Origin of the sequence: Pantoea sp. X85 (assembly GCF_029623675.1) — a bacterium.
GTDB lineage: Bacteria > Pseudomonadota > Gammaproteobacteria > Enterobacterales > Enterobacteriaceae > Pantoea > Pantoea leporis.
In genome coordinates, this window is sequence record NZ_CP121108.1 from 2,671,743 (window position 1) to 2,698,120 (window position 26,378).

Below are 26,378 nucleotides of genomic sequence, written 5' to 3' on the forward strand. Positions count from 1 at the left end.
CCCTCATCATTAACTGTGAATGACGGGCAAATTAACTTTTGGTCGGTTTGCCATACTCGTAGTCGTAATAGTCGTAACCGTAACCATAAGAGTTGGCGGCTTTACGCACCACGGCGTTAAGGATCACACCTTTAATCTCAATACCGTTCTGGGCAAAGCGCTTGAAGCTGACATCCAGTTCTTTCGGCGTGTTGGTTTCGAAACGCGCCACCATCAGCGACGTACCGGCCAGCTTACCGATGATGGACGCATCGGTGACCGCCAGAATCGGAGGCGTATCAATCAACACCAGGTCGTAGTTCTTGCTCGCCCAATCCAGCAGCTCACCCATGCGACGATGCATCAGCAGCTCAGATGGGTTTGGTGGTACCTGACCGCGTGGCAGGAAGTCAAAACCGTACGGGCCTTTCTGAATCAGCGCCGGGCTGAACTCGGTTTTGCCTGACAACACGTTAGACAGACCGGATTTGTTATCGGCTGACAGCAGTTCGTGGGTGTAACCGCGACGCATATCACCATCGATGAACAGCACACGTTGGCCCGCTTTGGCGACCAGCGTTGCCAGGTTGGCACAGATAAAGGTTTTACCAATACCTGGGCTGGCGCCGGTGATCATCAGGATGTTGTTTTTCGCTTCCATCATCGCGAAGTGCAGGCTGGTACGCAGGCTACGAATCGCTTCGATTGACAGATCAGTCGGATTGCCCAGCGCCAGCAGCGTTTCGTGGGGATCGGTTTTCACCTTGTTGCCACGACGCGCCAGTGCTTCGGTATCTTTCTTACGTTGCCATTCTGACAGCGGTACGCTGGCATAGACGTTCATGCCCAGCTCTTCCAGCTGCTCTGGATTTTCGATGCCGTGATGCAGCAGCGCTTTCAGCAGCACCAGACCAACAGAAACCATCAGACCCAGAATCACGCTCGCCGCGATGATCAGCAGTTTCTTCGGTGCCACCGGGCTGTTGCCGGTTGCTGCGCCATCGATGATGCGTACATCACCCACGGTGCTGGCTTTACTGATACCCAGCTCTTGCTGACGGTTCAGCAACTGCATGTAGATTTCCTGACCAGACTGCACATCACGCGTCAGACGCAAGATCTCTTGCTGCGTCTGTGGCATCTGAGAAATCTTTTTATTCAGCTGCGCCTGCTCACCTTCCAGCGTTTTGCGTTTTTCCAGCAAGGCGCGGTAGGTTGGATGATCTTTAGTAAACAGCTGAGACACTTCGGCTTCACGGAAGGTCAGTTCGTTCAACTGGCTCTGCACGCTGACAGAAGAATCCAGCGCCGATTTCGCTTCCAGCGACAGGTCAACCGACTCGTTCTGGCGACGGAAGGTATTCAGCTTGTCTTCGGCATCATCCAGTTTGCCACGCACTTGCGGCAGCTGATTGCGCAGGAATTCCAGGCTTTTTTCCGCTTGCTCAGATTTACGCTCAACGTTCTGCAGCAGATAGTTATTGACGATTTGGTTCAGCACTTTGCTGATCTGCTCCGGATCTTCACCCAGATACTCCAGACCCAGCACGCCCGTGTCTTTACCTTTATCCGCAACGGTCAGGTTGGCCAGCACGGAGTTAATCGCCTGCAGCTCGTTCAGTTTGGTAACGCTGAAGCTGGTGCCTTCATCGGCATTGATGCCGCTTACCAGCATGGTCACATCACCGTGCGTTTCCAGCTGACCAACTTTACCTTTGAACAGCTCATCACCGTCCGCTGACACGGTATACGAGTCAGGACCGGTCACTTCCAGTTCAACGGTACGCTTATCGATGGTGCGTGGAATTTCCAGGCGGGAGATGGCGACGGTTGATGGCTTGTTACCCATCAAACGCGACAGACCTTTACCAATCACCGGGAAATAGTTCTGGGTGACAACGGTGTCCAGACCCAGATCGTCAACGGTTTTACCGATAACCATGCGCGATTCAAGAATCTGAATCTCGGTATCGGACGCCGGCGTTGGCGGCAGAATGCTGTCTAACTCATTCAGTACTGAGCTGGCATTCTTCTGTTCAACCTGGACTAACGCATCCGCGCTGTAGATTGGTGTAGCAAACAGTGTGTAGAGCGTGGCTACCAGCATGAAGAAGGCGGTAACGGCAACAATGATCCAGCGATGATCAATCAGCTGTCCCACAAGATGCGCCAGATCCCATCCATTCGAATCTTCCTTTGGCGCGGTCATAACCTTGTTTTTGATATTCATGGATATTCCCAACTATCGGCTTAATACGTTGACCCATTTCTGGGTAGCGTTTTCCAGTAACCCGTAGACCTCTTCAAAGGCCTCGCGACTTTTTTTGTACGGATCCGCAATTTCCTGCTGATTGAGCCAGTGGCCAAGCAGCATGGTCTTTCCGCGTGCGGCTGGATCGATGCGATTCACCTGTTCAATGTGGCGCTTTTCCATTACCAGAATCAGGTCATAGTCACGGCACATGCTGGCCGTTAATTGCTGAGCCTGATGCCCTTCCAGCGACACGCCGTGTTCGGCGGCCACAGCCAGGGCTTTCTGGTCCGCCGGATAGCCTTGCAGCGCGCTGAGCCCTGCGGAGGCAATCCGGATGTTTGGTAGCGCGCGTTTGAACAGACGCTCCCCGGTGGGGGAGCGGCAGATATTGCCGACGCAGACGACTAACACGGACTTAATCATGGCGAACCCTTAGTTCGACCAGTTGCGGAAACGAAGAGCCGAGGAGCTGGCATCGTCAATACCTACGATGGTCGGCAGCAGGCCCGAAATCACACGGTTCCAACGGGTGATTGGTGTCGCGGTGACATAGACGATGTCGTACGGCTCCAGTTGGAATTCGGTGCCCATCACCATCGATGCCGCATCTTTGGTATTCAACTGATAGATGTTGGCGATCTTGGTGCGGTTGGCGCCGCGAATCGGACGAATCACGAACACGCCGGTGGCATCAGAGGTGGTCTGATCCATACCCTGCGAGTTGCCCAGTGCTTCGGCCAGCGTCATGCCACTGCGGTCCATCTTCAGCGTTGACTGCTGCTTCACTTCACCCATCACGAAGACTTTGAGATCGTCGTTACGTGGCACGTAAAGGATGTCGCCCGGATAGAGCAGATGGTTTTGGCTCAGGTCGCCGTTTTGCATTAGCGCCTGCAACGAAAGACGTTGTTCTTTGCCGTTGTGCGTCAGCACCACGTTGCGCCAGTCAGCGTCAGCCGCTAAACCGCCGGCGGCGTTGACGGCATCCAGCACGGTCAGCGGCACGTTAGTGATCGCCTGCTGTCCGGAGGTGGTGACCGAACCGGTGACGTACGCTTTCTGCGAACGGAACGAGGCGACGTTAACGTCAACCTGCGGACTTTCGATGTATTGCGCCAGACGACGCGCCACTTCGCTGCGGATCTCGGTAACCGTTCGGCCTGCTACGCGCACTTTACCGATGTACGGGTAGAAAATGGTGCCATCTGCCTGTACCCAGTTACCGGTGTCGCTGGCGCTACGGTACTGACCGGCAGGTGTGGTCAACTCTGGGTGATCCCAGACCGTGACGTTCAGCACGTCGCCGACACCGATACGGTATTCGTAGCTCTGAATTTCATTTTGCAGCATCGGGTTAGCCTGCGCGACTAACGGCTTCGGACGCATCTGTTCAACCAGACGCGGCGTCAGCGGGAAGACGTTGACATATTTGTCGATGTCATAGTTGCTATCCTGTTGCTCTATGACATCTTTTCCACTGGTGGAAAGGTGAGAACCCGGCTCAATGGTGCATCCGGAGAGAAAAGTCGCGGATACCAGTAAAGGTATCAATTTAATTTTCATTATCATCTGATTCTTCGCTATCAGTTATTGATTGATAGAGGCGAAATCGCCCGCTGTGTAGCGTCTTACAAAAATGGAATGTGACGGGTTAAACACTGAAACTGTGGGTCATTATTATGCGCTCCCTTGGTTTTATGTTGTCACCGAGTCTAAAGACGACATCAATTAAAATGGTTATACAGACTCAATCAGTGCAGCTGTCTAATAACGACACACCCAGCACCCGCAGTTTTCAACCGGGAAGCTTCATGCCCTCCCCGGCTTCGCTGTCTATCAATAGGCGCCATCGCGTTTCAGCACTACGCCAACCGTCTTAAACAGAATCGCGATGTCATTCCACAGCGACCAGTTCTTGACATACCACGAGTCGAAATAGACGCGTGTTTCATAGTCAACGTCGTTACGACCGCTAACCTGCCACAATCCCGTCATGCCTGGTTTCGCCATCAGGTAATAATCGACATCACCGGCATAACGGCAGAGCTCATCTTCAATCACCGGGCGCGGCCCCACCAGGCTCATATCGCCACGGACCACGTTCCACAGCTGCGGCAGCTCATCCAGACTGGTTTTACGGATGAAATGGCCGACTTTGGTGATGCGCGGATCGTTCTTCAGTTTGAAATCTTTATCCCACTCGGCGCGGGCAACAGGATCGGTACGCAGTACCTCTTCCAGCACCTCTTTCGAGTTAATCACCATTGAGCGGAATTTCAGGCATTTGAACTTACGGCCGCCTAAGCCCACACGTTCATGACCGTAAATCGGTGGTCCGCCATCGCGGCCAACCATAAATCCAAGGACCAGCAACGCCGGGGACAGCGCGAGGATAATGCTCAGCGCGCCGACGATATCGAATGCACGCTTAAGGAAACGTGACGTGCGCTTGGCCAGATTGTTATTCACACGCAGAATCATCACTTCATGGCTAAAGATGTAAGCCATGTCGGTGCCGTACAGCGGTACACCGCGCAGTGTTGGAATAACAGAAACCGAGCGGCAATTGTGCATCGCCAGGGTTTTCAGCCAGTGGTCGCGGTGTTGGCTCTGTTCGAACTCCACCGCCACGATGAATTGGGTTTCGCTGTTGGTCAGCTGCCATAACTCTTGTTCATTGTGCAGCACAGGCACGCCTGAGATGCTGGCCTGTGGGCTGCTCTTATCGACATCGAAGAAGGCGATAACATCGAAGCCCATTACTTCTTCGCTCTGCAGCGCCTGCCAGGCTTCCTGGGCATTGCGGCTGCTGCCGATGATGATGGTTTGCTTCTTCCACATGCCGTAATGATTCAGCACACGCTTAGAGATGGCGCGCGCTAAAGGGATCATAATCAACGCCAGAACCCAGGTCGCTACCCAGACAAAGCGCGACATTTGCCACTGTGAAAGGGCTGAAATTGACAAATCGATGACAGAGAAAATAAGAATGGTACGAAAGATCTCTTTGAGCTCGAACCAGAATGGCTTGCGATAGGTATAATGACGCAGGCGAACCCAGAACCAGCCCACGCAAATAACGGAAAGCGCAATGTGCGTAGCAATTTTTAAATGCAGGTATTTTTCAGATATATCTGCCAGTGGAGAATGGGTAAACGAATTAATCAATGCCATCGCAATAAATAATGCTGCGTTGAAACAAATTAAATCCGAGCACGCCAGTAAAATTTTTGTCAGAAGACTTTTATATGTAATTTCGTTATCGCGCATAGTTAACTCTTTTATATTATTTCTTTAATCCCTAATGCCTCAACGCTGTTTGATAAATGAGCGAAATATTCACTGCATTTGTTGAGGCAATCTGCGGTAAATTCTCTGAGGCCAAATCAATTCTCACAATAGTAAGCAAGAGAATTGTGATTAATACCAACAGATTAGTCCGACTTCCCTTACCACAGTGGCAGACCATTAAACCAAGAGAAAGGCGATTCAGGCACGCTACCGCCCTTGGCTGTCGCTGCCAATACCGCTTTCATCCTAATTACAACTTGTTTTATGCGGCATTTTTGCGCTAATTACTGGCCGTGGTCCGCGTGCGATCACAGTTCGCAACATTAAGAGGCTAAGGAGCACGCTATAAACAACTTTGGCGCAGACATTTACTAACACGTTGCTATACTAGTTATTACTGGCTTGTTTACAAGTAGGCCCCGTGTTCCCTGCACTATTTTAGGAAAAAGACTACCAGCGATAAGTATTGATGCCAGCCCTTTCAGGCCATTCCCCTGCAAAATTCAGATTAATTCGATACTCAACCACGCAATAGACTGCATTAAAAATGCACGTGGTTATCTGCTGAAAAAAAATAATTGTCTCTTTCATTCAGGTGCAATCTTTATCCATACTTTCATCTTATCGGTGCAAATCGGCAATCAGGGATATTCTTCTCTCATGGCTGACCCGCCAATTGACCGAGTCAGCGGCTATTTACAGGCTTAACGCCGTTTCACTATCATCAGATTAAGCGCATAACACAGACATTAAGGTGATTAACACATGTTGGAGTGGATCATTGATCCGTCGCTGTGGGCAGGATTAGTAACGCTAATCGTTCTGGAGCTGGTGTTGGGCATTGATAACCTGGTTTTCATTGCCATCCTCGTCGAAAAGCTGCCGCCGAAGGAACGCGACCGTGCGCGCATTATCGGCCTGCTTCTCGCGCTGGTGTCGCGTTTAGTGCTGCTCGCCTCACTTTCCTGGCTGGTAACCCTGACACAACCGCTGTTTACTCTGTTGCACCACGACTTCAGCGCCCGCGATCTGCTGCTGCTGTGCGGTGGTTTCTTTCTTCTTTATAAGGCCACCACCGAGTTAAACAGTCGCCTGGAAGGCGCTGACGAGGAAACTGGTCAAAATAAGAACGGTGCTAAATTCTGGCCGGTGGTGGCGCAAATAGTGGTGCTGGACGCCATCTTCTCGCTGGACTCGGTGATTACCGCCGTTGGCATGGTCAACGAGCTGCCGGTGATGATGGCGGCTGTAACGGTGGCGATTCTGCTGATGCTGCTGGCGAGTAAGCCACTGACGCGTTTCGTTAACGGCCATCCAACCATCGTGATTCTCTGTCTGAGCTTCCTGCTCATGATCGGCTTCAGCCTGGTGGCCGAGGGGTTAGGCTTCATTATTCCGAAAGGGTATCTTTACGCGGCGATTGGTTTCTCTATCGTCATTGAGATACTCAATCAGTTGGCGATGTTCAATCGCCGCCGCTTTCTCACTGCCGGCCGTCCACTGCGTCAGCGCACGTCAGAAGCCGTTTTGCGCATTCTGCGCGGCGAGGCGCAGCGTGCGGAACTGGACGCCGATACCGCGTCACTGGTAAGCGATAGCGAAGAGGGCGCGCTATTTAACCGTCAGGAACGGCGCATGATTGCGCGCGTGCTGGGGCTGGGTCAGCGCCAGATTAATAGCATCATGACGTCGCGCCACGACGTCGAGCATATCGACCTCACCGAAGATCCGGCGGAGATCATGGCGAAGCTCGATCGCAATCAACACACGCGTATTCTGGTGACCGAACAGGGCCGCGACCCGCTCGGTGTGGTGCACGTGATTGATCTCCTGCATCAATCGTTGCACAGCAAATCACTGGATTTACGCTCGCTGATTCGCCAGCCGTTGATCTTTCCTGAGCGCGTCACCTTATTACAGGCGCTGGAACAGTTCCGCAACGCGCGCACCCACTTCGCCTTTGTGGTGGATGAGTTTGGTTCGGTGGAAGGCGTGGTCACGCTGAGCGATCTGATGGAAACCATCGCCGGCAATCTGCCGAATGAAGGGGAAAAAATCGATGCGCGCTATGATATTCAAGTGCTGCCCGACGGCGGTTGGGTGGCGAATGGTCATATGCCGTTAGAGGATTTAGCCGTCTACGTGCAGCTGCCACTTGATGAAAAGCGCAATTACCACACGCTGGCAGGATTACTGATGGACAGCCTGCAACATGTGCCGCAGGAAGGCGAAGAGTTACAGATCGGTGATTATCTGCTGCGAACGTTGCAGGTAGAAAATCACCGTGTGCAGAAAGTGGAGATAGTGCCGATAGCACCGTAATTAACCAGGTCGCCATAAATGGCGACCTGGTTTCAGTCACGGCTGCTTCGCCGGTTGTTGGCGATCCAGCCACTGATTGAGCCGCGACTTCGCTTCGCTTTGCAGTTGCTGACGCACCACGTCATCCACCGGCAACGAGTACTGCAGATTATTCCAGCCGCCGTACATGCGCAGCGGAATAGTTTGCTGGTTCAGCAGCGAGGCTAATTTATCGTCGCCCTGCCAGCCGCGCAGCATCATATTAATGGTGACGTCGAGCTGCTGTTTAACCATATCGACATTGCCTTTGGTCTGCACCGCCAGACGACTGTTGCCGCCCTGCAGATCCGGCAGGCTGAAGATGCCTTGCTTGAGACTCACGCGCCCACTCAACTGCTGAATGCCCTGGTCGTCGGGTTGATCGTTGGTGACACGATTACTGACGCGCGCCACCGCACGGCGCACCATCTGCTGCAGATTCAGCTGCGAAAGCTGCAAATTAGTGGCTTCCAGATCCGCACTGCCCTGCCAGTTACGTTTTGCCTCTTCAATGCTCAATCCAGCACCGCTCACATCGCCTTGCAGTGAAACCGTGCCTTGCAGCGTTTCTGGCAGTTCTAATGCTTTCAGCAGCGGCGCAATGGCGATGTTATCCAGCTCAGGCTGGAATGCCACTTGCGTCACCGGTTTGCGGATATCCACCGAACCGGGAACGGAGAAATGGCCTTCGCCAAATTTGCCTTGTAGCTTACTCAGCGTCATCAAACCTTGCTGATTGCTGGCATCGATCTGCAAGTTGGTCAGCGTCAGGCCGCGCCACACGCTGCTATCGGCGGTGAGATTGAGCGTCAAATCCAGCTGATTCAGCGGCGAGTTGCTGTTATCACGCATTCGCGGTTCAGCAATCACTGGCGTGCTCACCACATTGGCTCGCTGCGGCGCGCTGCTATCCGTCACCGGTGCATTCGCCATCAACGCGTCGATGTCTAAACGGGTGGCGTGTAGCGCCAGATTAAGCTGCTGCGGCAGCGCCAGACGCCCCTCGGCGCTGCCATCCAAGGCGCTGTCATTGGCGGTGAGCTGCATCTTCTGTAGGGAGAAACGCTGATTGTCACCGTTCCATTCGCCCTGCCCGCTCAAGGTGCCTTTGATGCCCTGCGTCGGCAGATTGGCGCCGTCGATGGCGTAATTCAACTCATCCAGCTGTCCGACCAGACGATGTGGGTATTGCGCCACATTCATCTGACCTTTGAGATTGACGCTAACATTGCGCTGATTACGCGAAATCCGGGTAGCCAGATTGATGCTGGCCTGCTTGCTGGCATCCTGATCGAGGTTGAGATTGAGGTCGCGGAAATTATATTCGTCGCCGCCGGGCTGCTGCCAAATCAGCAGGCTGTCGGCAAGACGCAGTTTGCCAATCGTGAATGACCAGCCGTTATCGCTGCTGCTCACTGGCTCGGCATCACCCGGCCCCACTGGCGCGCCGCTCGGCTTTTGTGCGGCGCTGTCTGGCGTGACGCGGATGATGGCGTTTTTCAGCATCACCTGGCTGACGCTAAGCTGATGCGACAACAGCGGCCAGAGATGGACATCCAGGCGCATATTATCGGCGGTGACCATCGGCTGCGTCGCACCCGGCGCGGTCAGACTCATGCGTCCGGCGAGAATGCTAAGCTGCGGCCAGACGTGCCAGCGCAGATCGCCGCTTACCTGAAGCTGATAACCACTGCGCTGTTCTACCTGCTTTACCATGTAGGTGCGAAAGTCGTTGGGATTGACCAGCAACACCAATGCCGTCATGCCCGCTACCACCACCACTAACAGGATGGCCAGCGTAGTTATCACTCTTCTCATCACATCCTCATTGCCGTCATAATTCAAGGTGCAGCTGCGTTGGCTGCGCTCGCTCACCCCGGTCACTTACTGATGTAAGCTCCCGGGGATTTACTCGCTTGCCGCCTTGCTGCACCTCGAATTATTTTGGCAAGCATAAGTTGGCATTAGTCTTTGTCTATGCGGCTGGCATCCGCGCCCTGCTGACCACGATATTTGGCATCTTCGCGACGGTTATACGGTCGCGCAGCCGGGCCCGACAGCGGCTCAAAGCTCAATGCACCAATTAACATACCTGGACGCAGCGCCAGCGGCAGTTTGCCTGAATTATAGAACTCCAGCACGATGCGGCCTTGCCAGCCCGGATCGATACGGTGCGCCGTGACGTGCACCATTAAACCCAGGCGTGCCAGCGACGAGCGGCCATCCAGCCAGCCGACCAGATCGTCAGGAATGGTGACCGATTCCAGCGTCACCGCCAGCGCCAGCTCGCCAGGATGCAGGAAAAAGGCTTCGCCTTCCGGCAGCACAATCTCGTCGCTCATCACACGGTCCAGCGCGGCACTGACTTCATGCTTTGGACCACTCAAATCAATAAACGCCGCCGTATGACCGCTAAAAGTGCGGAACTGATTGCCGAGGCGCACATCCACCGTGGCGCCGTTGATGCGTTCCACTGGCGGGCGCGGCTCAATCGCCAACTTTCCGTTGTCCAGCCAGGCTTCAATATCGCGATCGCATAATCTCATCGCAGGTACTCCATGAATTAAGTGTAGCGAATGGCTACGACAGCGCGTCACGCCGGGGCGGACGCCATGTCGTCAAAGATACTGATTAATCTTGGCCTTGAGGATATCAATGGCGATACGGTTTTTTCCGCCGCGCGGCACAATGATGTCAGCGTACTGCTTGGAAGGTTCAATAAATTGCAGGAACATCGGACGCACGGTCTTCTGATACTGGCTCATCACCGAATCCATGGAGCGACCGCGCTCATTCACATCGCGCTTCATGCGGCGCATCAAACAGATATCCAGCGGTGTATCGACGAAGATGGAGAAATTCATCTCCTGACGCAAGCGCGCATCGGTTAACAGCAAGATGCCTTCGAGAATGATGACTTTTTTCGATTTGAGATGAATACAGTCGCTGGTGCGGGTGTGCTCAACATAGCTGTAAACCGGCAACTCAATTTCCTGACCAGCTTTAAGCGCGCGCAGGTGCTGCAACAACAGATCATGATCCATCGCACTCGGATGGTCATAGTTGGTTTTGACCCTCTCTTCCATGGTGAGGTGGCTCTGATCTTTATAGTAGGCATCTTCGGGGATCACACCGATATGCTCGTCACCGACCTGGTCACGGATTTCACGATAGAGCGTGCTGGCGATAAGACTTTTTCCGGATGCGGATGCACCTGCGATGCCAACGATCACGCACTGATGAGACTTGTCAGTCATACTTTTTTAAGACCTGATAACTGGAGCCTGCCTAAGCCGAAGCTGCAACGGGCCGAATGAGAGGGTTAGTTGGCGGCAATTATAGGTATTTCACCGGGTTGATGCCAGAGAAATGGGCCAACGGCTTTTCAGAATATCCCCTTTTGCAGCCAGACGCTTAATCGATACACTGTTGATCTGCCAACACTGCAGCCGGCGTTGGCACTCCGAATATAGCCGCAAGGAAAAGTATGAGCTGGAAAACCCTGACCTATTTTGGCGACAGCATGTTGCTGATCCCGACCGCGGTGATCATCGCGCTGGTCTTGCCATGGAAAAGCGACAACCGCCAAACCGTCTGGTATTGGGTGCTGGCGTTTGGTCTGGCTGGCCTGGTGGTGAGCGTCTCGAAAATCCTGTTTCTCGGCTTTGGCATTGGTAGCGCCCGATTCAACTTTACCGGCTTCAGCGGCCACAGCGCGATGTCGGCCACGCTCTGGCCGGTGATGATGTGGCTGATCTCCGGCCGCTGGTCGCCGCGCTGGCGCCTGTTTACCATTGGCATCGGCTATCTGATCCCGCTGATGGTTGGCCTGTCGCGCCTGGTCATCCACGCGCATTCCAAAAGCGAAGTGCTGGCGGGCCTGATGCTCGGCTTTACGCTTAGCACCGCATTCCTGCTGACGCAGCGCCGCACTTCACTAAAGGGCTTTAGCCTGCCGCAGATTGGCGTCGCGCTGCTGGTGCCGCTGTTGCTGCTGAGCCACGGCCGCGTCGCCACCACGCAACAGTTCCTCGAACGCTTCTCTGCCAATCTTGCCGGCTTAGAAAAGCCGTTTACCCGCGCCGATCTTTTTCGCTAATCCCGTTTGGCCCTTTGCGCGCAAAGGGCCAATCAATTCAGTGAATAACGACTAAAGTCGAATTCCCCGCAGACATCTCAAACAGATGTGCTAGCATGCAAAATAGTGATTGATTGGCGCATTTTCCATCGTGAATCAGGTGCGCGCTGCTGGATTCTTGCATGACCCTCGAGATACTAACTTCACAGGAAAGGCCACAGCGAACCTGGCTCAATGCCTTGTTCATTGGCGGGCTCACTTTTCTACTGACGCTATTTTGCCTGGAACTGATTGTTGTCAGTGGCCGTATTTCGCCGCTTTGGTACTCCACCGCGCTGATGACGGTGATCGTGTTTCGCGCCCACTCCAAACACGTTCCCTTGCTGCTGCTTGCCTGCGTACTGGGTACCGCGTTAGCCAATCTGATCATTATTGGCCCCGCGCTCAGCAACATTAAGTTCGCCATCTTAAATATGGTGCAGGCGATTCTGGGCGGCGTGATGCTGCGCGCGCTGCTCGATCGCCGCGCCCCGCTCAATTCTTTACTCGACTGGGTGCGCTTTGCCCTGTGCGCCGGCCTGATTGCGCCGCTGTTAGGTGGCGTCGTGGCATTGTGGATGCTGCATGTGGGCAGCAATGCGTCACTGCCCTTCTTCTCGACGTGGGTGATTTCTGAGGTGATCGGCGTGCTGGCGTTTGGCCCGGTGTTATTGCTGTGGCCAAATAAACCGCTGCGCCAGATTTTGACGCCAGGCCGTCAGTTGGAAACCGGCCTGACGCTGCTTGTCACGCTGCTCGCCAGCTATTTGTCGCTGCGTTTTCTGCCGTGGCCCTTCACTTTTATTGTGGTGATTCTTTTTTGGTGCTCGGTGCGGCTACCCAAGTTCGAAGCGTTTCTGCTGTTCTTCCTCAACGCCAGTTTCATCTCGATTCTGCTGGCCTTTAACTGGGTCAACCTGGCGCAAAACGGCATGCTGCTCGGCCAGGTCAGCACATGGCTGCCATTTCTGTTGGTGCTGCTGCCGAGCCACGTGATGGCGCTGGTGATGGATGCCTTCCAGCGCGAGAAGCATCATATCAGCGAGAGTGAAACCCGCTTCCGTAACGCTATGGAATACTCCGCGATTGGCATGGCGCTGGTTTCGCCGAATGGCGGTTGGCAGCAGGTCAATCATTCGCTGTGCCAGACGCTGGGTTTCCCGGCCGATGAGCTGAAAAAGCTCACCTTCCAGCAAATCACCCATCCCGACGATCTCAACAACGATTTACAGCAGCTGGAGCGATTGGTGGCGGGTGAAATCATGACCTACACCATGGAGAAGCGCTATTTCCGCAAGGATGGCGAAATCGTCTGGGCGCGCCTGACGGTATCGATGGTGCGCGACGCCGCGCAACAGCCGCACTACTTCATCGCGCAGATTATCGATATCTCCGAATTGAAGCAGAGTGAGCAGATTAATCGACGCTTGATGGAGCGCATCACGCTGGCCAATGAAGCTGGCGGCATTGGCGTCTGGGAGTGGAATCTGCTGACCGGCGAGATGTTGTGGGACAAGCGCATGTATGAGCTATTTGGCTTAAGTCCGCACCAGACGCCCACCTACGATCTGTGGGTGCATCTGCTTGATCCGGCCGAGCGGGAAACCGCCACGCTTGCGGTGCAGCAGGCCATCGAACGCCGCAGCGCTTTCCAGCTGGAATACCGGATTAATTTACCGGAAGGCCCGCGCTACGTGCGCTCTGAGGCCAACCGCATTCTGAGTCAGGATGGTCAGATTGAACGTATGCTCGGCATCTGTCAGGACATCACGCCGCTGCGCGCGCTGAATGAAGCGCTGTTCCAGGAAAAAGAGCGCATGGCGATCACCCTCGATTCCATCGGTGAAGCGGTGATCAGTACCGATGATGAAATGCGCGTCACCTTTATGAATCCGGTGGCCGAAACGCTGAGCGGCTGGCCACAGGAAAAAGCCGCAGGCGTACCCATTACCGAACTGCTTAACATCACGCGCGGCGCGAGCGGCCCGCGCGTCGATAATTTGCTGTTGTGCCAGCTGCCGGACGAAAAAATCTCTCCCGAACTCGATGAAGAGCTGGTGCTGCATACACCAGACGGCACGCGCGTGGAGATCCACTACAGCATCACGCCGCTGAAAACCCTGACCGGCGCCAGCATCGGCGCGGTGATGGTTATTCAGGACGTCAGTGAATCGCGCAAGGTGATGAAGCGCCTGAGCTACAGCGCTTCACACGATATGCTGACGCGCCTGCCAAATCGCCACAGCTTCGAGCAGCGTTTGAAGCAGTTGGTGAACGATGCGGCGGCCAACCACACCCATCACGTCTTGGTATTTATCGATCTGGATAAATTCAAGGCGGTGAACGATACCGCCGGGCATGCCGCCGGTGATGCGCTGCTGCGCGAACTGGCAGAGCTGATGCCGCATCATCTGCGCAGCAGCGATATGCTGGCGCGTTTGGGCGGCGACGAATTTGGCGTGCTAATGCCGAATTGCGAAGTGGATCAGGTGCGCGACGTGGTGCAGCGTATCGTCACCGCCGTGAGCGAATATCGCTTTATGTGGCAGGAGCAGACTTATCACGTCGGCGCGAGTGCCGGCATCACGCAAATTGATCAACGTAACTGCATCAGCAATGTGGTGATGTCACAGGCCGATGTCGCCTGTTACAGCGCAAAACACGCGGGCCGTGGTCAGTATCACGTTTATCAGGAAGTGCAGATGTAATCTGCCACGTCTGCCCATTGCCAGCCCGTGCTGGCTGCGCTAAAGTCGCCCCCTTTTTTCCGGCATGGGGGATAAATATGTTTATCGGATTCGATTACGGCACAGCAAACTGCTCAATTGCGGTCAGCGATAATGGCACGCCGCGCCTGCTGACACTGGAGAATGGTCAGCGCTTGCTTCCCTCCATGATTTGCGCGCCAACGCGTGAAGCGATCAGCGAATGGCTGCATCGCCATCATCAGGTGCCAACGCCCGACAGCGAAGGCACCGCCTTATTGCAGCGTGCGCTGCGCTATAACCGCGAAGAAGATATCGACGTCACGCCAGGCAGCGTGCAGTTCGGTTTGACCGCGCTGCAGCAATATATGGTCGATCCCGAAGAAGTGTGGTTCGTGAAGTCACCGAAATCCTTCCTCGGCGCTAACGGCCTGAAGCCACAGCAGATCGCCTTCTTTGAAGATTTGGTGTGCGCGATGATGCTGCACATTCGTCAGCAAGGCGAAACCCAGCTCGATCGCCCGATTGAGCAAGCGGTGATTGGCCGCCCGATTAACTTCCAGGGTTTAGGCGGCGAAGAGGCTAACCAGCAGGCGCAAGGCATTCTGCTGCGTGCGGCACAGCGCGCCGGTTTTCGTGATGTGGAGTTCCAGTTTGAGCCGGTGGCGGCGGGCCTCGATTTCGAAGCCACGCTGCAGAAAGAGACGCGCGTATTAGTCGTCGATATCGGCGGCGGCACCACCGACTGCTCGATGCTGCTGATGGGGCCGGAATGGCGTCATAAAACCGATCGCCGTGAAAGTTTACTTGGCCACAGCGGATGCCGCGTGGGCGGAAACGATCTCGACATTATGCTGGCGTTTAAAACCCTGATGCCGCTGCTGGGGCTCGGTGGCAATACGCAAAAAGGCACCGCGCTGCCCGCGCTGCCGTGGTGGAATGCGGTGGCGATCAACGACGTTCCGGCACAAAGCGACTTCTATTCCGCGGCCAGCGGCAAACTGCTGCGCGATTTGATCCGCGATGCTGAACACAGCGACAAAGTGGCGCACCTGCTGAAAGTGTGGCAGCAGAAGCTGAGCTATCGTCTGGTGCGTGCGGCGGAAGAGAGCAAGATTGCGCTGTCGGAGGTGAAAGAGACCGATGCCTCGCTGGCGTTTATCGCCGCGCAATTGCAGGCGCAAATCAGCGCTGCGCAGCTGGAAGAAGCGATTAATCAACCGCTGGAACGCATTCTGGAGCAAGTGCATCTGGCGCTCGCCACCTGCGAAACCAAGCCGGAAGTGATTTATCTCACCGGCGGTAGCGCACGTTCTCCGGTGTTGCGCGCGGCGCTACAACAGGCGCTGCCCGATACGCCTATCGCCAGCGGCGATGACTTCGCCTCGGTGACCGCCGGCCTCGCCCGCTGGGCCGAAGTGATGTTCAGATAATTCCCTCTCCCTGCCCTCTCCCAAAGGGAGAGGGCAAAGTCACACATTCTGCCAGATTAGAAATTCACGTTCGCACTGATCCCACCCACAAACGCATCTTTCACTTCACTTACCGCCCCCGGCGCCACCACATATTGCAGGTTCGGACGCAATTGCAGCCATTTGGTCAGCTGCGCGTTGTAGTAGATCTCATAGTTATACTCTGATCCATCCTGAATCGGCAGATAGGTTGGGCTATTGAAGTCGGTCTCACCGTTCGCGTTGTTCTGCTCACGCTGCGAACGCGTGTAAGCGCTGTTAACGTGAATACGTGCCGCACCCACACCAATCTCATCCTGCGGACGCGCATCAAACGGCCCTTTCCAGGTGAAGCTCACCGACTGATAGTTATCCGTTTTCGAGGTTTTATGGTCGTTCATCACCGCTTGAACGGTGACGCCCAAACCACGGCTGGCATCGCCGCCCTGCGCGGTCAGCTGCTGTTGCAACAGCACGTAGCCACCGTATGCGTGATCCTGGCTTTGATAAGCCCCATCGCGCCAGCTGCCGTAGTTGTCGCCGTTAGCCGAAGAGTAGTAATAGCCGATACGGTAATTACCCGGCAGCTTGTCGGCGCCTAACGTCGGTTTCCAGCCCAACTCTACCGGCACCAGATTGCCTTCGGAGTTGCTGGTATCGAGACGGAAGCCGTCGCCGCGATCGTAGTTGGCGCGGTTCTGGTTATAGAAGCCCACCTGGAAGAACACCTCAGGTGTGATATTCACCTTCACGCGGCCGCCCCATTGGGACACCGGCCAGTTGAACCAGCGATCGCCACGCCAGTTACCGGCCTGGCCGCTACCGAACGCCAGGTTCTGGAACTTACTGTCAAAGTTATCGAAATCTTCACCGACGGTAACGCGACCGGCTTTCAGGTTCACGGTGTTATCGAACAGACCTTTGCTTAACCAGAACTGGGTTAAACGCCAGGTTTGGCCGCGTCCGTACACTTCCTGAGTGGAGGACAACATGCCGGTGCGACGATCGGCGACCTGGTCGGAAATGTTCTGACCATTACGATCGGTAATCGTCATCTGGAATTGCGCATCCTGCCAGTTGAGCAGTTTTTCCAGGTCGAAGTTAGCGCCAAACGCCCACTGATCGCTGTAGCGCATTGAGGTGTTGGTATCGGCGCCGCCCGCCAGATTGGAGCCGCTTTCCATGGTGTAGTTAACGTCGAATTTTATGCCGTCATTTTCCAGCTGCGTTCGGTAACCGCCCCAATCACCAAACATATAGGGAGAGTCGTAACTGAAAGCATCAGCGGCCAGCGCAGATGCACTCAGCATCGCAAACATCAGAGTTCCCGCTGCCAGGCGGGGTAAATGCTGCACTGCTTCTTTTCTGTTCATGATGGTTATTCTTATATGAAGTTACTGGAATGGATCGAACAGAGGATAGTGCTGAGGATTTGTCAGTTTTTGCAAATATGTGCGCAGTTTACCGCAGGATGATAGTGCGTTAGCGCAATTGTGACGTCTGTCGATGATTGAAAATCTTTTGTGGGAAATGGCATTTTTTGTGAGGCAGAGCTGGAAAATAGCGGGACGCCGCAGCGTCCCTGAAAACCTTACAGTTTGCTGGCGCTCGCCAGCTCTTCGATCTCTTGCTTGCTGAGCTCGAGCTGGGTGGCTTTCACCAACTCATCCAACTGCTCCAGCGACGTGGCGCTGACAATCGGGGCGGTAATGCTCGGACGGGCAATCTGCCACGCCAGCGCCACCTGCGTTGCCGACACATCGTGCGAGGCGGCGACATCTTCCAGCGCTTCAACAATGCGCTTACCGCGTTCATTCAGGTACTTGTCGACGATGCCCTGCCCGCGCTGACTTTTGCTGGCATCCTCTGGCTTTTTGTACTTACCGCTGAGGAAGCCGCTGGCCAGCGAATAGTAGTTAATCACGCCGAGGCCATTTTTCACCGCAACCTGCTCCAGACCGCTTTCATACTCCTGGCGATCGTAGAGATTGTATTCCGGCTGCAGGGTTTCATAGCGCGCCAGGCCATGTTGCTTGCTCACGTCCAGCGCTTCCTGCAGACGTTTAGCGTTGTAGTTAGACGCGCCAATGGCACGCACTTTGCCCTCTTTGATCAGCGAATCAAAGGCTTTCAGCGTGTCCAGCAGCGGCGTCGCGTCATCATCGCGGTGCGCCTGATAAAGATCGATGACGTCGGTTTGCAGGCGGCGCAGCGAATCTTCTACCGCCTGACGAATGTAAGCCGGTTTGAGGCCGGTTTTCTCCGGCGACAGCTCCATGCCAACTTTGGTTGCCAGCACGATGCTGTCGCGCTTGCCGCTTTTCTTCAGCCATTTACCGATGATGGTTTCCGATTCGCCACCTTCGTTACCCGGCGCCCAGCGCGAATAAACGTCGGCGGTATCGATGAAGAACAAGCCCTTCTCCACCAGCGCATCAAGCAGGGAAAATGAGGTTTTCTCATCCACCGTCCAGCCAAACACATTGCCGCCAAAGGTGAGACGGGGAACTTCAATACCGCTGTCGCCGAGCTGGCGGAGTTTCTGTTGACTCATTTTGTTCTCCTTATTCAAACGAGACAGGTCTGTATTGAGCTTAGCAAAGGAAATTGCCGCGCTTATGCCTATTGCTGGCAGAATATTTACAGAATATGAATACTTACCTTCAATGGGGCGATATTCTTATTTCCTTCAATTTTTGCCCGGTCCGGGCGACTACAATCATTCGTTTGCGAAATGGCTATTTTTATATTTCGCATTGGGGAAAACGAAAAATGCTGGAGAGCACACGCCTTGATGAACCGTCGAATTAAAACAAGCTTACTGGCCGTAGCCGTGATTGCCGTGCTGGCGGGCGGATATTATTGGTGGCAGCATCCAGCGGAACCGAATAAACAGCCGCAGGCCGAAGGTCAGCAGCAGCGTGGTCGCGGCGCAGGTGGCAAACGCCCCTTAGCGCCAGTGCAAGCCGCCGCTGCCACCACCCAAAGCGTGCCGTATTTCCTCAGTGGCCTTGGCACCGTGACCGCCGCCAACACCGTTACGGTGCGCAGCCGCGTTGACGGCCAATTGATGGCGCTGCACTTCCAGGAAGGAGAGCAAGTGGCCGCTGGCGCGCTGCTGGCGGAAATCGACCCACGCCCTTATCAGGTGGCATTAACTCAGGCGCAGGGCCAACTGGCAAAAGACCAGGCTACGCTTGCCAACGCGCGCCGCGATCTCAGTCGCTATGAAAAACTGGCGAAAACCTCGCTGGTATCGCAGCAGGAACTCGATACGCAACGTTCGCTGGTGAGCGAAACGCTCGGCACCCTTAAAGCTGATGAAGGCAACGTCGCCAGCGCCCAGCTTAATCTCACCTACAGCCGCATTACTGCGCCGATTGGTGGACGCGTCGGCTTGAAGCAGGTGGATGTCGGCAACTACATCACCTCCGGCGATACCACCGGATTGGTGGTGATCACCGAAACGCACCCCATTGACGTGGTGTTCAGCGTCGCCGAGAACAACATCAGCCAAATCCTCAAAGCGCAGAAAAGCGGACAGCCGCTGATCGTCGAAGCCTGGGATCGCAGCAACAAAACGCTGCTGACCAGCGGCACGCTGTTGAGCCTCGATAACCAGATTGATGCCACCACCGGCACCATCAAACTCAAAGCACGCTTCAGCAACGAAGATGACACGCTGTTCCCTAATCAGTTTGTCAATGCGCGTCTGAAAGTGGACACCTTGCAGGATGCGGTGGTGATCCCCACCGCCGCGTTGCAGATGAGCAATGACGGTCACTTTGTCTGGGTGGTCAACAGTGATAACAAAGTGAGCAAAAAACGCGTCACCGCTGGGTTACAGGACAGCCAGAAAGTGGTGATCAGCGCGGGCCTCGAAGCAGGCGAACGCGTGGTGACCGACGGGCTCGATCGCCTGACGGCAGGTGCCACCGTTGAAGTGGTGGCACCGCAAAGCGTCGCGACCCACAGCACGCGCGCTGCGCAGCCCGCACGCGGAGAGCGTCAATAATGCAGGTGATGCCTCCTGACAGCAGCGGTGGACCTTCGCGCCTGTTTATTCTGCGCCCGGTCGCCACCACGCTGCTGATGATCGCCATTCTGTTAGCCGGCGTGCTCGGCTACCGTTTTCTGCCGGTCTCCGCGTTGCCTGAAGTCGATTATCCGACCATTCAGGTGGTTACGCTCTATCCCGGCGCTTCTCCCGATGTGGTGACCTCTTCCATTACCGCGCCGCTGGAACGCCAGTTTGGCCAGATGTCCGGCCTGAAGCAGATGGCGTCGCAGAGTTCGGGCGGCGCGTCGGTTGTCACATTGCAGTTTCAGCTGACGCTGCCACTGGATGTTGCCGAGCAGGAAGTGCAGGCAGCGATCAACTCCGCCACCAATCTGCTGCCGAGCGATCTGCCAAATCCACCGGTCTACAGCAAAGTAAATCCGGCCGACCCGCCGATCATGACGCTCGCCGTTACCACCACCAGCATGCCGCTCACGCAGGTGCAGGACATGGTGGAAACGCGCGTGGCGCAGAAGATTTCTCAGGTTTCGGGCGTGGGTTTAGTCACGCTGTCGGGCGGGCAACGCCCTGCGGTGCGCGTGAAGATGAACACCCAGGCGCTGGCTGCGCTCGGCCTGACCAGCGAATCGGTGCGCACCGCCATTACTAACGCTAACGTCAATTCGGCGAAAGGCAGCCTCGACGGCCCAACGCGCTCAATTACGCTGTCGGCTAACGATCAGATGACCTCGGCGGAAGACTATCGCAAGCTGATCATCAGCTATAACAACGGCGCGCCGGTGCGACTGGGCGATGTGGCGACAATCGAACAAGGTGCCGAAAACAGCTGGCTGGGCGCCTGGGCGAACCGTCAGCAGGCGATTGTGCTGAACGTGCAGCGCCAGCCCGGCGCTAACATCATCGCCACCGCCGATAATATTCGCGCCATGCTGCCCGGATTAACCGCCACGCTGCCGAAATCGGTGGAGGTGAAACTGCTTACCGACCGCACCACCAACATCCGCGCGTCGGTCAGCGATACCCAGCACGAACTGATGCTGGCGATGGGTTTGGTGGTGATGATCATCTACCTGTTCCTGCGTAACGTTCCGGCGACCCTCATTCCCGCCGTCGCCGTGCCGTTGTCGCTGGTCGGCACCTTTGCCGCGATGTATTTCCTGGGCTTCTCGATCAACAACCTGACGCTGATGGCGCTGACCATCGCCACCGGTTTTGTGGTTGATGACGCCATCGTGGTGATCGAGAACATCTCGCGCTATATCGAAAAAGGCGAAAAGCCGCTGACGGCGGCGCTGAAAGGCGCGGGCGAGATTGGCTTCACCATTATCTCCCTCACCTTCTCGCTGATTGCGGTGCTGATCCCGCTGCTGTTTATGGGCGATGTGATTGGCCGCCTGTTCCGCGAATTCGCCGTGACGCTGGCGGTGGCGATTTTGATCTCCGCCGTGGTGTCGCTGACGCTGACGCCGATGATGTGCGCCCGCATGTTAAGCGCTGAATCGCTGCGCAAGCAGAACCGCTTCTCGCGGGCCAGCGAAGCGATGTTTGACCGCATTATTGCCCGTTACGGACGCGGCTTAACGCGCGTGCTGCTGCATCCGTGGATCACCTTATCGGTAGCGCTCGGCACCTTGCTGATCACCGTGTTGCTGTGGATCGTGATCCCCAAAGGCTTCTTCCCGCAGCAGGATAACAGCATTATTCAGGGCACCTTGCAGGCGCCGCAGTCGGTCTCTTACGCCAACATGGCTGAGCGCACGCGCGATATCGCCTCGATCATCATGAAAGATCCGGCGGTGCAGAGCATGACCTCGTTTGTCGGCGTCGATGGCACCAACGCCGCGCTCAACAGCGCGCGCCTGCAAATCAACCTGAAGCCGCTGGATGAGCGTGACGATCGCATTCCGGCCGTGCAGCAGCGTCTGCAACAGGCGTTAGCCAAAGTGCCCGGCATTTCCCTATGGCTGCAGCCGGTGCAGGATTTGACCATTGATACCCAGGCGAGTCGCACGCCGTACCAGTTCACGCTGCAATCGGGTTCGCTGGAGTCGCTGAGTTTGTGGGTGCCGAAACTGCTGGCGCAACTTAACACGCTGCCGCAACTGCGCGACGTCAGCAGCGACTGGCAGGATCAAGGTCTGGAAGCTTTTGTAAGAGTCGATCGTGACAGCGCCAGCCGCCTCGGCATCAGCATGGCCGACGTGGATAACGCGCTCTATAACGCCTTTGGCCAGCGCCTGATCTCCACCATTTACACTCAGGCCAACCAATATCGCGTGGTGCTGGAGCAGAACAGCGATGCCACGCCAGGACTGGCGAGTCTGGACGGCATTCGCCTGACCAGCAGCGACGGCGGCAGCGTGCCGCTTAGCGCCATCGCGCAGATTGAGCAGCGCCACGCCGCGCTCAGCATCAACCATCTCGACCAGTTCCCGTCGGCGACCTTCTCGTTTGATGTCGCGGAAGGGTATTCGTTGGGCGATGCGGTGAAAGCGGTGAGCGCAGCGGAAGATCAGGTGGGCATGCCCGCCGAAATGATGACGCAGTTCCAGGGCAGCACGCTGGCCTTTGAAGCGGCGCTGTCCAGCACCGTGTGGCTGATTGTGGCGGCGGTGGTGGCGATGTATATCGTGCTCGGCGTGTTGTATGAGAGCTTTATCCATCCCATCACCATTCTCTCGACGCTGCCCACCGCCGGTGTCGGCGCGCTGCTGGCGCTGATGCTGAGCGGTAATGAGCTGGATATCATCGCCATTATCGGCATTATTTTGCTGATCGGTATCGTGAAGAAAAACGCCATCATGATGATCGACTTCGCGCTGGCAGCGGAACGTGAGCAAGGCATGCCGCCGCGCGAGGCGATTTATCAGGCGTGCTTGCTGCGTTTCCGCCCAATTCTGATGACTACATTGGCGGCACTGCTCGGTGCACTGCCGCTGATGCTGAGCACCGGCGTTGGCGCGGAGTTGCGTCGTCCGCTGGGCATCGCCATGGTGGGCGGTTTGGTGGTGAGCCAGGTGCTGACGCTGTTCACCACGCCAGTGATCTATCTGCTGTTTGATCGCCTGTCGCACGCCACGCGCCGTCGCTTTAAGCGCCCGGAGGCGCAGTCGTGAAGTTTTTCGCGCTGTTTATCCATCGTCCGGTCGCCACCACTTTGCTGACGCTGGCGATTGCGCTGGCCGGTATTCTCGGCTTCCGTCTGCTGCCGGTGGCGCCGCTGCCACAGCTGGATTTCCCGGTGATTTTGATTTCGGCTTCGCTGCCCGGTGCGTCGCCGGAAACCATGGCGGCATCGGTGGCAACGCCGTTGGAGCGCTCGCTGGGGCGCATCGCGGGCGTCAGCGAAATGACCTCCACCAGCTCGCTAGGCAGCACGCGCATCATTCTGGTGTTCGATTTTGATCGCGACATCAACGGTGCGGCGCGCGATGTGCAGGCGGCGATCAACGCCGCACAAAGCCTGCTGCCAACCGGCATGCCGAGTCGTCCCAGCTATCGCAAAGCCAACCCTTCCGATGCGCCAATCATGATCCTGACGCTGACCTCAGACATTTATAATCCCGGTCAGCTGTATGATTACGCCTCAACGCAACTGGCGCAGAAACTGTCGCAGATTGAGGGCGTGGGCGATGTGACAGTCGGCGGCAGTTCGCTGCCGGCGGTGCGCGTTGAACTCAATCCGCAGGCGCTGTTCAACCAGGGCGTATCACTGGATGCGGTGCGCACCGCCATCAGCAACGCCAACCAGCGCCGTCCGCAGGGCGCGATTGACGATGTGCAGCAGCGCTGGCAGTTACGTACCAACGGAGAATTGCAAACCGCCAGCGAATATCAGCCGCTGGTGGTGCATTACAACAACGGTGCGGCGGTGCGCCTCAGCGATGTCGCTAACGTGCAGGATTCGGTGCAGGATGTGCGCAACGCCGGGATGACCAACGGTAAAGCGGCGGTGCTGCTGGTGGTGCGTAAATCGCCGGAAGCCAACATCATCGATACCGTCGATCGCATTCGTGGCGAATTGCCGGAACTGCACGACGTGATCCCCGCCGCCATCGATCTGCAAATTGCGCAGGACCGTTCGCCAACGATTCGCGCCTCGCTGCATGAAGTGGAGCAGTCGCTGATCATCGCCGTCGCGCTGGTGATTCTGGTGGTGTTTGCCTTCCTGCGTGACTGGCGCGCCACGCTGATTCCCGCCGCTGCGGTGCCAGTTTCATTGATTGGCACCTTCGCCGCCATGTATCTGTGTGGCTTCAGCCTGAATAACCTGTCGCTGATGGCGTTGACCATCGCCACCGGTTTTGTTGTCGATGACGCCATTGTGGTGCTGGAGAACATTGCGCGCCACGTCGAAGCGGGCATGAAGCCGCTGCAGGCGGCGCTGACCGGCGTGCGCGAGGTCGGTTTTACCGTGCTGTCGATGAGCCTGTCGCTGATTGCCGTGTTCCTGCCGCTGCTGATGATTGGCGGTATTATTGGCCGCTTCTTCTCGGAGTTCGCTATTACGCTGTCGGTGGCGATTCTGATCTCGCTGTTTATCTCGGTCACGCTGACGCCGATGATGTGCGCCTATCTGCTGAAACCGCAGGTCAAACGCAGCCAGCCGCGTCTCCGCGGTTTTGGCAAGCTGCTGATGAAGGTGCAAAACGGCTACGCGCGCTCATTGGGTTGGGTGCTGAATCACGCCATTTGGGTGCTGATGTTGCTGCTCGGCACCGTGGCGCTCACCGTGTGGCTGTTCATCTCGATCCCGAAAACCTTTATGCCGGAGCAGGATACCGGTCGCTTACAAGGTTTTATCTCGGCGGATCAGAGCATTTCGTTCCAGGCGATGCGCGGCAAGCTGCAGGATTTCATGAACATCATCAAAGCCGACCCGGCAGTGGATAACGTCACCGGCTTTACCGGCGGTTCGCGCACTAACAGTGGCTCGATGTTCGTCTCGCTCAAGCCACTCTCCGAGCGCAGCGAAAGCGCGCAGGAAGTGATCGCCCGGCTGCGTATCAAGCTGGCGAAAGAGCCCGGTGCCAATCTCTATCTCAACGCGGTGCAGGACATTCGCATTGGCGGACGTGAGTCCAACGCCAGCTATCAGTACAGTTTGCTGTCGGATAACCTGAATGATTTGCGCGAATGGGAGCCGAAAATCCGTCAGGCGTTCGCCGCCCTGCCCGAGCTGGCGGACGTCAACTCGGATCAGCAGGACAACGGCAGCGAAATGAATCTGACCTACGACCGTGAAAGCATGGCGCGGCTCGGCATTGATGTCTCTGCCGCTAATGCCCTGCTGAATAACGCCTTTGGTCAGCGCCAGATCTCCACCATTTATCAGCCGCTTAATCAGTACAAAGTGGTGATGGAAGTTGATCCGCGCTACACCCAGGACATCAGTTCACTCGATCAGATGTTTGTGATTAACAGCGACGGCAAAGCGATTCCGCTGAGCTGGTTTGCCAAATGGCAACCGGCCAACGCGCCGCTGTCGGTGAACCACGAAGGCTTGTCGGCGGCATCCACCGTTTCCTTCAACCTGCCGGAAGGCGTATCGCTGTCGCAGGCGTCTGAAGCTATTGACCGCACCATCACCGCGCTTGGCGTGCCTTCCAGCGTGCGCGGCAGCTTTGCCGGCACCGCGCAGGTGTTCCAGCAGTCGCAATCCAATCAGCTCTACCTGATGCTGGCGGCGATTGCGGCGGTGTATATCGTGCTGGGCATTCTGTATGAGAGCTACGTGCATCCGCTGACCATTCTCTCCACGCTGCCGTCGGCGGGCGTCGGCGCGCTGCTGGCGCTGGAGCTGTTCAACACGCCGTTCAGCCTGATTGCGCTGATCGGCATTTTGCTGCTGATCGGTATCGTGAAGAAGAACGCCATCATGATGGTCGACTTTGCGCTGGATGCCGAGCGCAACGGCAATCTGTCGCCGCGCGACGCGATTTTCCAGGCGTGCCAGCTGCGTTTCCGCCCGATTCTGATGACCACGCTCGCCGCACTGTTTGGCGCACTGCCGCTGGTGCTGACCAGCGGTGACGGCGCGGAGCTGCGTCAGCCACTCGGCATCACCATCGCCGGGGGTTTAGTGATGAGCCAGCTGCTGACGCTCTACACCACGCCGGTGGTCTATTTGATGATGGATAAGCTGCGGCGGCGTAAGAAAAAGGTTCAACTGATAGCTGAATGACTTGCTACATACGCTTGCTATGTAGCACCAAGAGCG

At 56.1% G+C, this 26,378-nt stretch carries 16 protein-coding genes; 7 read left to right on the forward strand and 9 right to left on the reverse strand.

What is annotated here, in order from left to right:
• Window positions 1–31: 31 nt before the first annotated feature.
• The 4 genes from wzc to wbaP all read right to left on the reverse strand — a co-directional run bounded on the left by wzc (window position 32) and on the right by wbaP (window position 5,503).
• A complete protein-coding gene (wzc, locus tag P6287_RS12415) occupies window positions 32–2,209 on the reverse strand; it encodes a tyrosine-protein kinase Wzc (protein ID WP_137386121.1) in 2,178 nt (725 codons plus the stop codon).
• Window positions 2,210–2,221: 12 nt separating this feature from the next.
• On the reverse strand, window positions 2,222–2,656 hold the full coding sequence (locus P6287_RS12420; RefSeq protein ID WP_101763362.1) for a protein tyrosine phosphatase: 435 nt from the start codon (window positions 2,654–2,656) through the stop codon (window positions 2,222–2,224).
• 9 nt (window positions 2,657–2,665) lie between these two features.
• Window positions 2,666–3,796 carry a polysaccharide export protein gene (locus tag P6287_RS12425; protein ID WP_101763361.1) on the reverse strand — a complete coding sequence of 377 codons (1,131 nt, stop codon included), beginning with the start codon at window positions 3,794–3,796 and terminating at the stop codon, window positions 2,666–2,668.
• Window positions 3,797–4,069: 273 nt separating this feature from the next.
• Window positions 4,070–5,503 (reverse strand): undecaprenyl-phosphate galactose phosphotransferase WbaP, encoded by a 1,434-nt coding sequence (gene wbaP / locus P6287_RS12430; protein ID WP_101763360.1) that lies wholly within the window; start codon window positions 5,501–5,503, stop codon window positions 4,070–4,072.
• Window positions 5,504–6,289: 786 nt separating this feature from the next.
• Between wbaP and P6287_RS12435 the strand changes: the two genes are divergently transcribed.
• Window positions 6,290–7,846 carry a TerC family protein gene (locus P6287_RS12435; protein ID WP_277973800.1) on the forward strand — a complete coding sequence of 519 codons (1,557 nt, stop codon included), beginning with the start codon at window positions 6,290–6,292 and terminating at the stop codon, window positions 7,844–7,846.
• Between the two features lie 36 nt (window positions 7,847–7,882).
• On the opposite strand, the gene asmA is transcribed toward P6287_RS12435, so the two are convergent.
• The 3 genes from asmA to udk form a co-directional block, all read right to left on the reverse strand.
• A complete protein-coding gene (asmA, locus tag P6287_RS12440) occupies window positions 7,883–9,682 on the reverse strand; it encodes an outer membrane assembly protein AsmA (RefSeq protein WP_277973801.1) in 1,800 nt (599 codons plus the stop codon).
• Between the two features lie 146 nt (window positions 9,683–9,828).
• The gene (dcd, locus tag P6287_RS12445; RefSeq protein ID WP_007888946.1) at window positions 9,829–10,410 is read right to left on the reverse strand and encodes a dCTP deaminase; all 582 of its coding nucleotides are present in this window, start codon (window positions 10,408–10,410) and stop codon (window positions 9,829–9,831) included.
• A gap of 72 nt (window positions 10,411–10,482) precedes the next feature.
• Complete coding sequence (gene udk / locus P6287_RS12450; RefSeq protein ID WP_008104883.1) at window positions 10,483–11,121, reverse strand: uridine kinase; 639 nt, start codon at window positions 11,119–11,121, stop codon at window positions 10,483–10,485.
• A gap of 230 nt (window positions 11,122–11,351) precedes the next feature.
• Between udk and P6287_RS12455 the strand changes: the two genes are divergently transcribed.
• The 3 genes from P6287_RS12455 (at window position 11,352) to yegD (ending at window position 16,119) form a co-directional block, all read left to right on the forward strand.
• Window positions 11,352–11,963, forward strand: a complete 612-nt coding sequence (locus tag P6287_RS12455; RefSeq protein ID WP_101763357.1) for a phosphatase PAP2 family protein — start codon at window positions 11,352–11,354, stop codon at window positions 11,961–11,963.
• Between the two features lie 161 nt (window positions 11,964–12,124).
• Window positions 12,125–14,689, forward strand: coding sequence for a diguanylate cyclase (locus tag P6287_RS12460; RefSeq protein WP_277973802.1), 2,565 nt, complete (start codon window positions 12,125–12,127; stop codon window positions 14,687–14,689).
• A gap of 77 nt (window positions 14,690–14,766) precedes the next feature.
• Window positions 14,767–16,119 carry a molecular chaperone gene (gene yegD, locus P6287_RS12465; RefSeq protein ID WP_110866643.1) on the forward strand — a complete coding sequence of 451 codons (1,353 nt, stop codon included), beginning with the start codon at window positions 14,767–14,769 and terminating at the stop codon, window positions 16,117–16,119.
• A 56-nt stretch (window positions 16,120–16,175) separates the two neighbouring features.
• Here yegD and P6287_RS12470 read toward each other — a convergent pair whose 3' ends face one another.
• Together P6287_RS12470 and P6287_RS12475 are read right to left on the reverse strand one after the other, a co-directional pair.
• Window positions 16,176–17,510: a carbohydrate porin gene (locus P6287_RS12470; RefSeq protein ID WP_167391199.1), complete on the reverse strand. Its 1,335-nt coding sequence runs from the start codon at window positions 17,508–17,510 to the stop codon at window positions 16,176–16,178.
• Between the two features lie 218 nt (window positions 17,511–17,728).
• Window positions 17,729–18,691 carry an aldo/keto reductase gene (locus tag P6287_RS12475; protein ID WP_110866641.1) on the reverse strand — a complete coding sequence of 321 codons (963 nt, stop codon included), beginning with the start codon at window positions 18,689–18,691 and terminating at the stop codon, window positions 17,729–17,731.
• 240 nt (window positions 18,692–18,931) lie between these two features.
• On the opposite strand from P6287_RS12475, the gene P6287_RS12480 reads away from it, so the two are divergent.
• Genes P6287_RS12480 through mdtC form a run of 3 tightly spaced genes read left to right on the forward strand, consistent with a single transcriptional unit; the run spans window position 18,932 to window position 26,342 of the window.
• Entirely contained in the window at window positions 18,932–20,152 is a 1,221-nt protein-coding gene (locus P6287_RS12480) for an MdtA/MuxA family multidrug efflux RND transporter periplasmic adaptor subunit (RefSeq protein WP_277973803.1), read from the forward strand.
• Window positions 20,152–23,274, forward strand: coding sequence for an MdtB/MuxB family multidrug efflux RND transporter permease subunit (locus P6287_RS12485; protein WP_277973804.1), 3,123 nt, complete (start codon window positions 20,152–20,154; stop codon window positions 23,272–23,274). The genes P6287_RS12480 and P6287_RS12485 overlap by 1 nt, the downstream gene beginning before the upstream one ends.
• On the forward strand, window positions 23,271–26,342 hold the full coding sequence (gene mdtC, locus P6287_RS12490) for a multidrug efflux RND transporter permease subunit MdtC (RefSeq protein ID WP_277973805.1): 3,072 nt from the start codon (window positions 23,271–23,273) through the stop codon (window positions 26,340–26,342). The genes P6287_RS12485 and mdtC overlap by 4 nt, the downstream gene beginning before the upstream one ends.
• The last annotated feature ends 36 nt before the right edge of the window (window positions 26,343–26,378 follow it).

Coding starts and splice junctions, on each gene's coding strand:
- wzc (WP_137386121.1), bottom strand. CDS start 2,209: ATGAATATCAAAAACAAGGTTATGACCGCGCCAAAGGAAGATTCGAAT.
- P6287_RS12420 (WP_101763362.1), bottom strand. CDS start 2,656: ATGATTAAGTCCGTGTTAGTCGTCTGCGTCGGCAATATCTGCCGCTCC.
- P6287_RS12425 (WP_101763361.1), bottom strand. CDS start 3,796: ATGAAAATTAAATTGATACCTTTACTGGTATCCGCGACTTTTCTCTCC.
- wbaP (WP_101763360.1), bottom strand. CDS start 5,503: ATGCGCGATAACGAAATTACATATAAAAGTCTTCTGACAAAAATTTTA.
- P6287_RS12435 (WP_277973800.1), top strand. CDS start 6,290: ATGTTGGAGTGGATCATTGATCCGTCGCTGTGGGCAGGATTAGTAACG.
- asmA (WP_277973801.1), bottom strand. CDS start 9,682: ATGAGAAGAGTGATAACTACGCTGGCCATCCTGTTAGTGGTGGTGGTA.
- dcd (WP_007888946.1), bottom strand. CDS start 10,410: ATGAGATTATGCGATCGCGATATTGAAGCCTGGCTGGACAACGGAAAG.
- udk (WP_008104883.1), bottom strand. CDS start 11,121: ATGACTGACAAGTCTCATCAGTGCGTGATCGTTGGCATCGCAGGTGCA.
- P6287_RS12455 (WP_101763357.1), top strand. CDS start 11,352: ATGAGCTGGAAAACCCTGACCTATTTTGGCGACAGCATGTTGCTGATC.
- P6287_RS12460 (WP_277973802.1), top strand. CDS start 12,125: ATGACCCTCGAGATACTAACTTCACAGGAAAGGCCACAGCGAACCTGG.
- yegD (WP_110866643.1), top strand. CDS start 14,767: ATGTTTATCGGATTCGATTACGGCACAGCAAACTGCTCAATTGCGGTC.
- P6287_RS12470 (WP_167391199.1), bottom strand. CDS start 17,510: ATGAACAGAAAAGAAGCAGTGCAGCATTTACCCCGCCTGGCAGCGGGA.
- P6287_RS12475 (WP_110866641.1), bottom strand. CDS start 18,691: ATGAGTCAACAGAAACTCCGCCAGCTCGGCGACAGCGGTATTGAAGTT.
- P6287_RS12480 (WP_277973803.1), top strand. CDS start 18,932: ATGAACCGTCGAATTAAAACAAGCTTACTGGCCGTAGCCGTGATTGCC.
- P6287_RS12485 (WP_277973804.1), top strand. CDS start 20,152: ATGCAGGTGATGCCTCCTGACAGCAGCGGTGGACCTTCGCGCCTGTTT.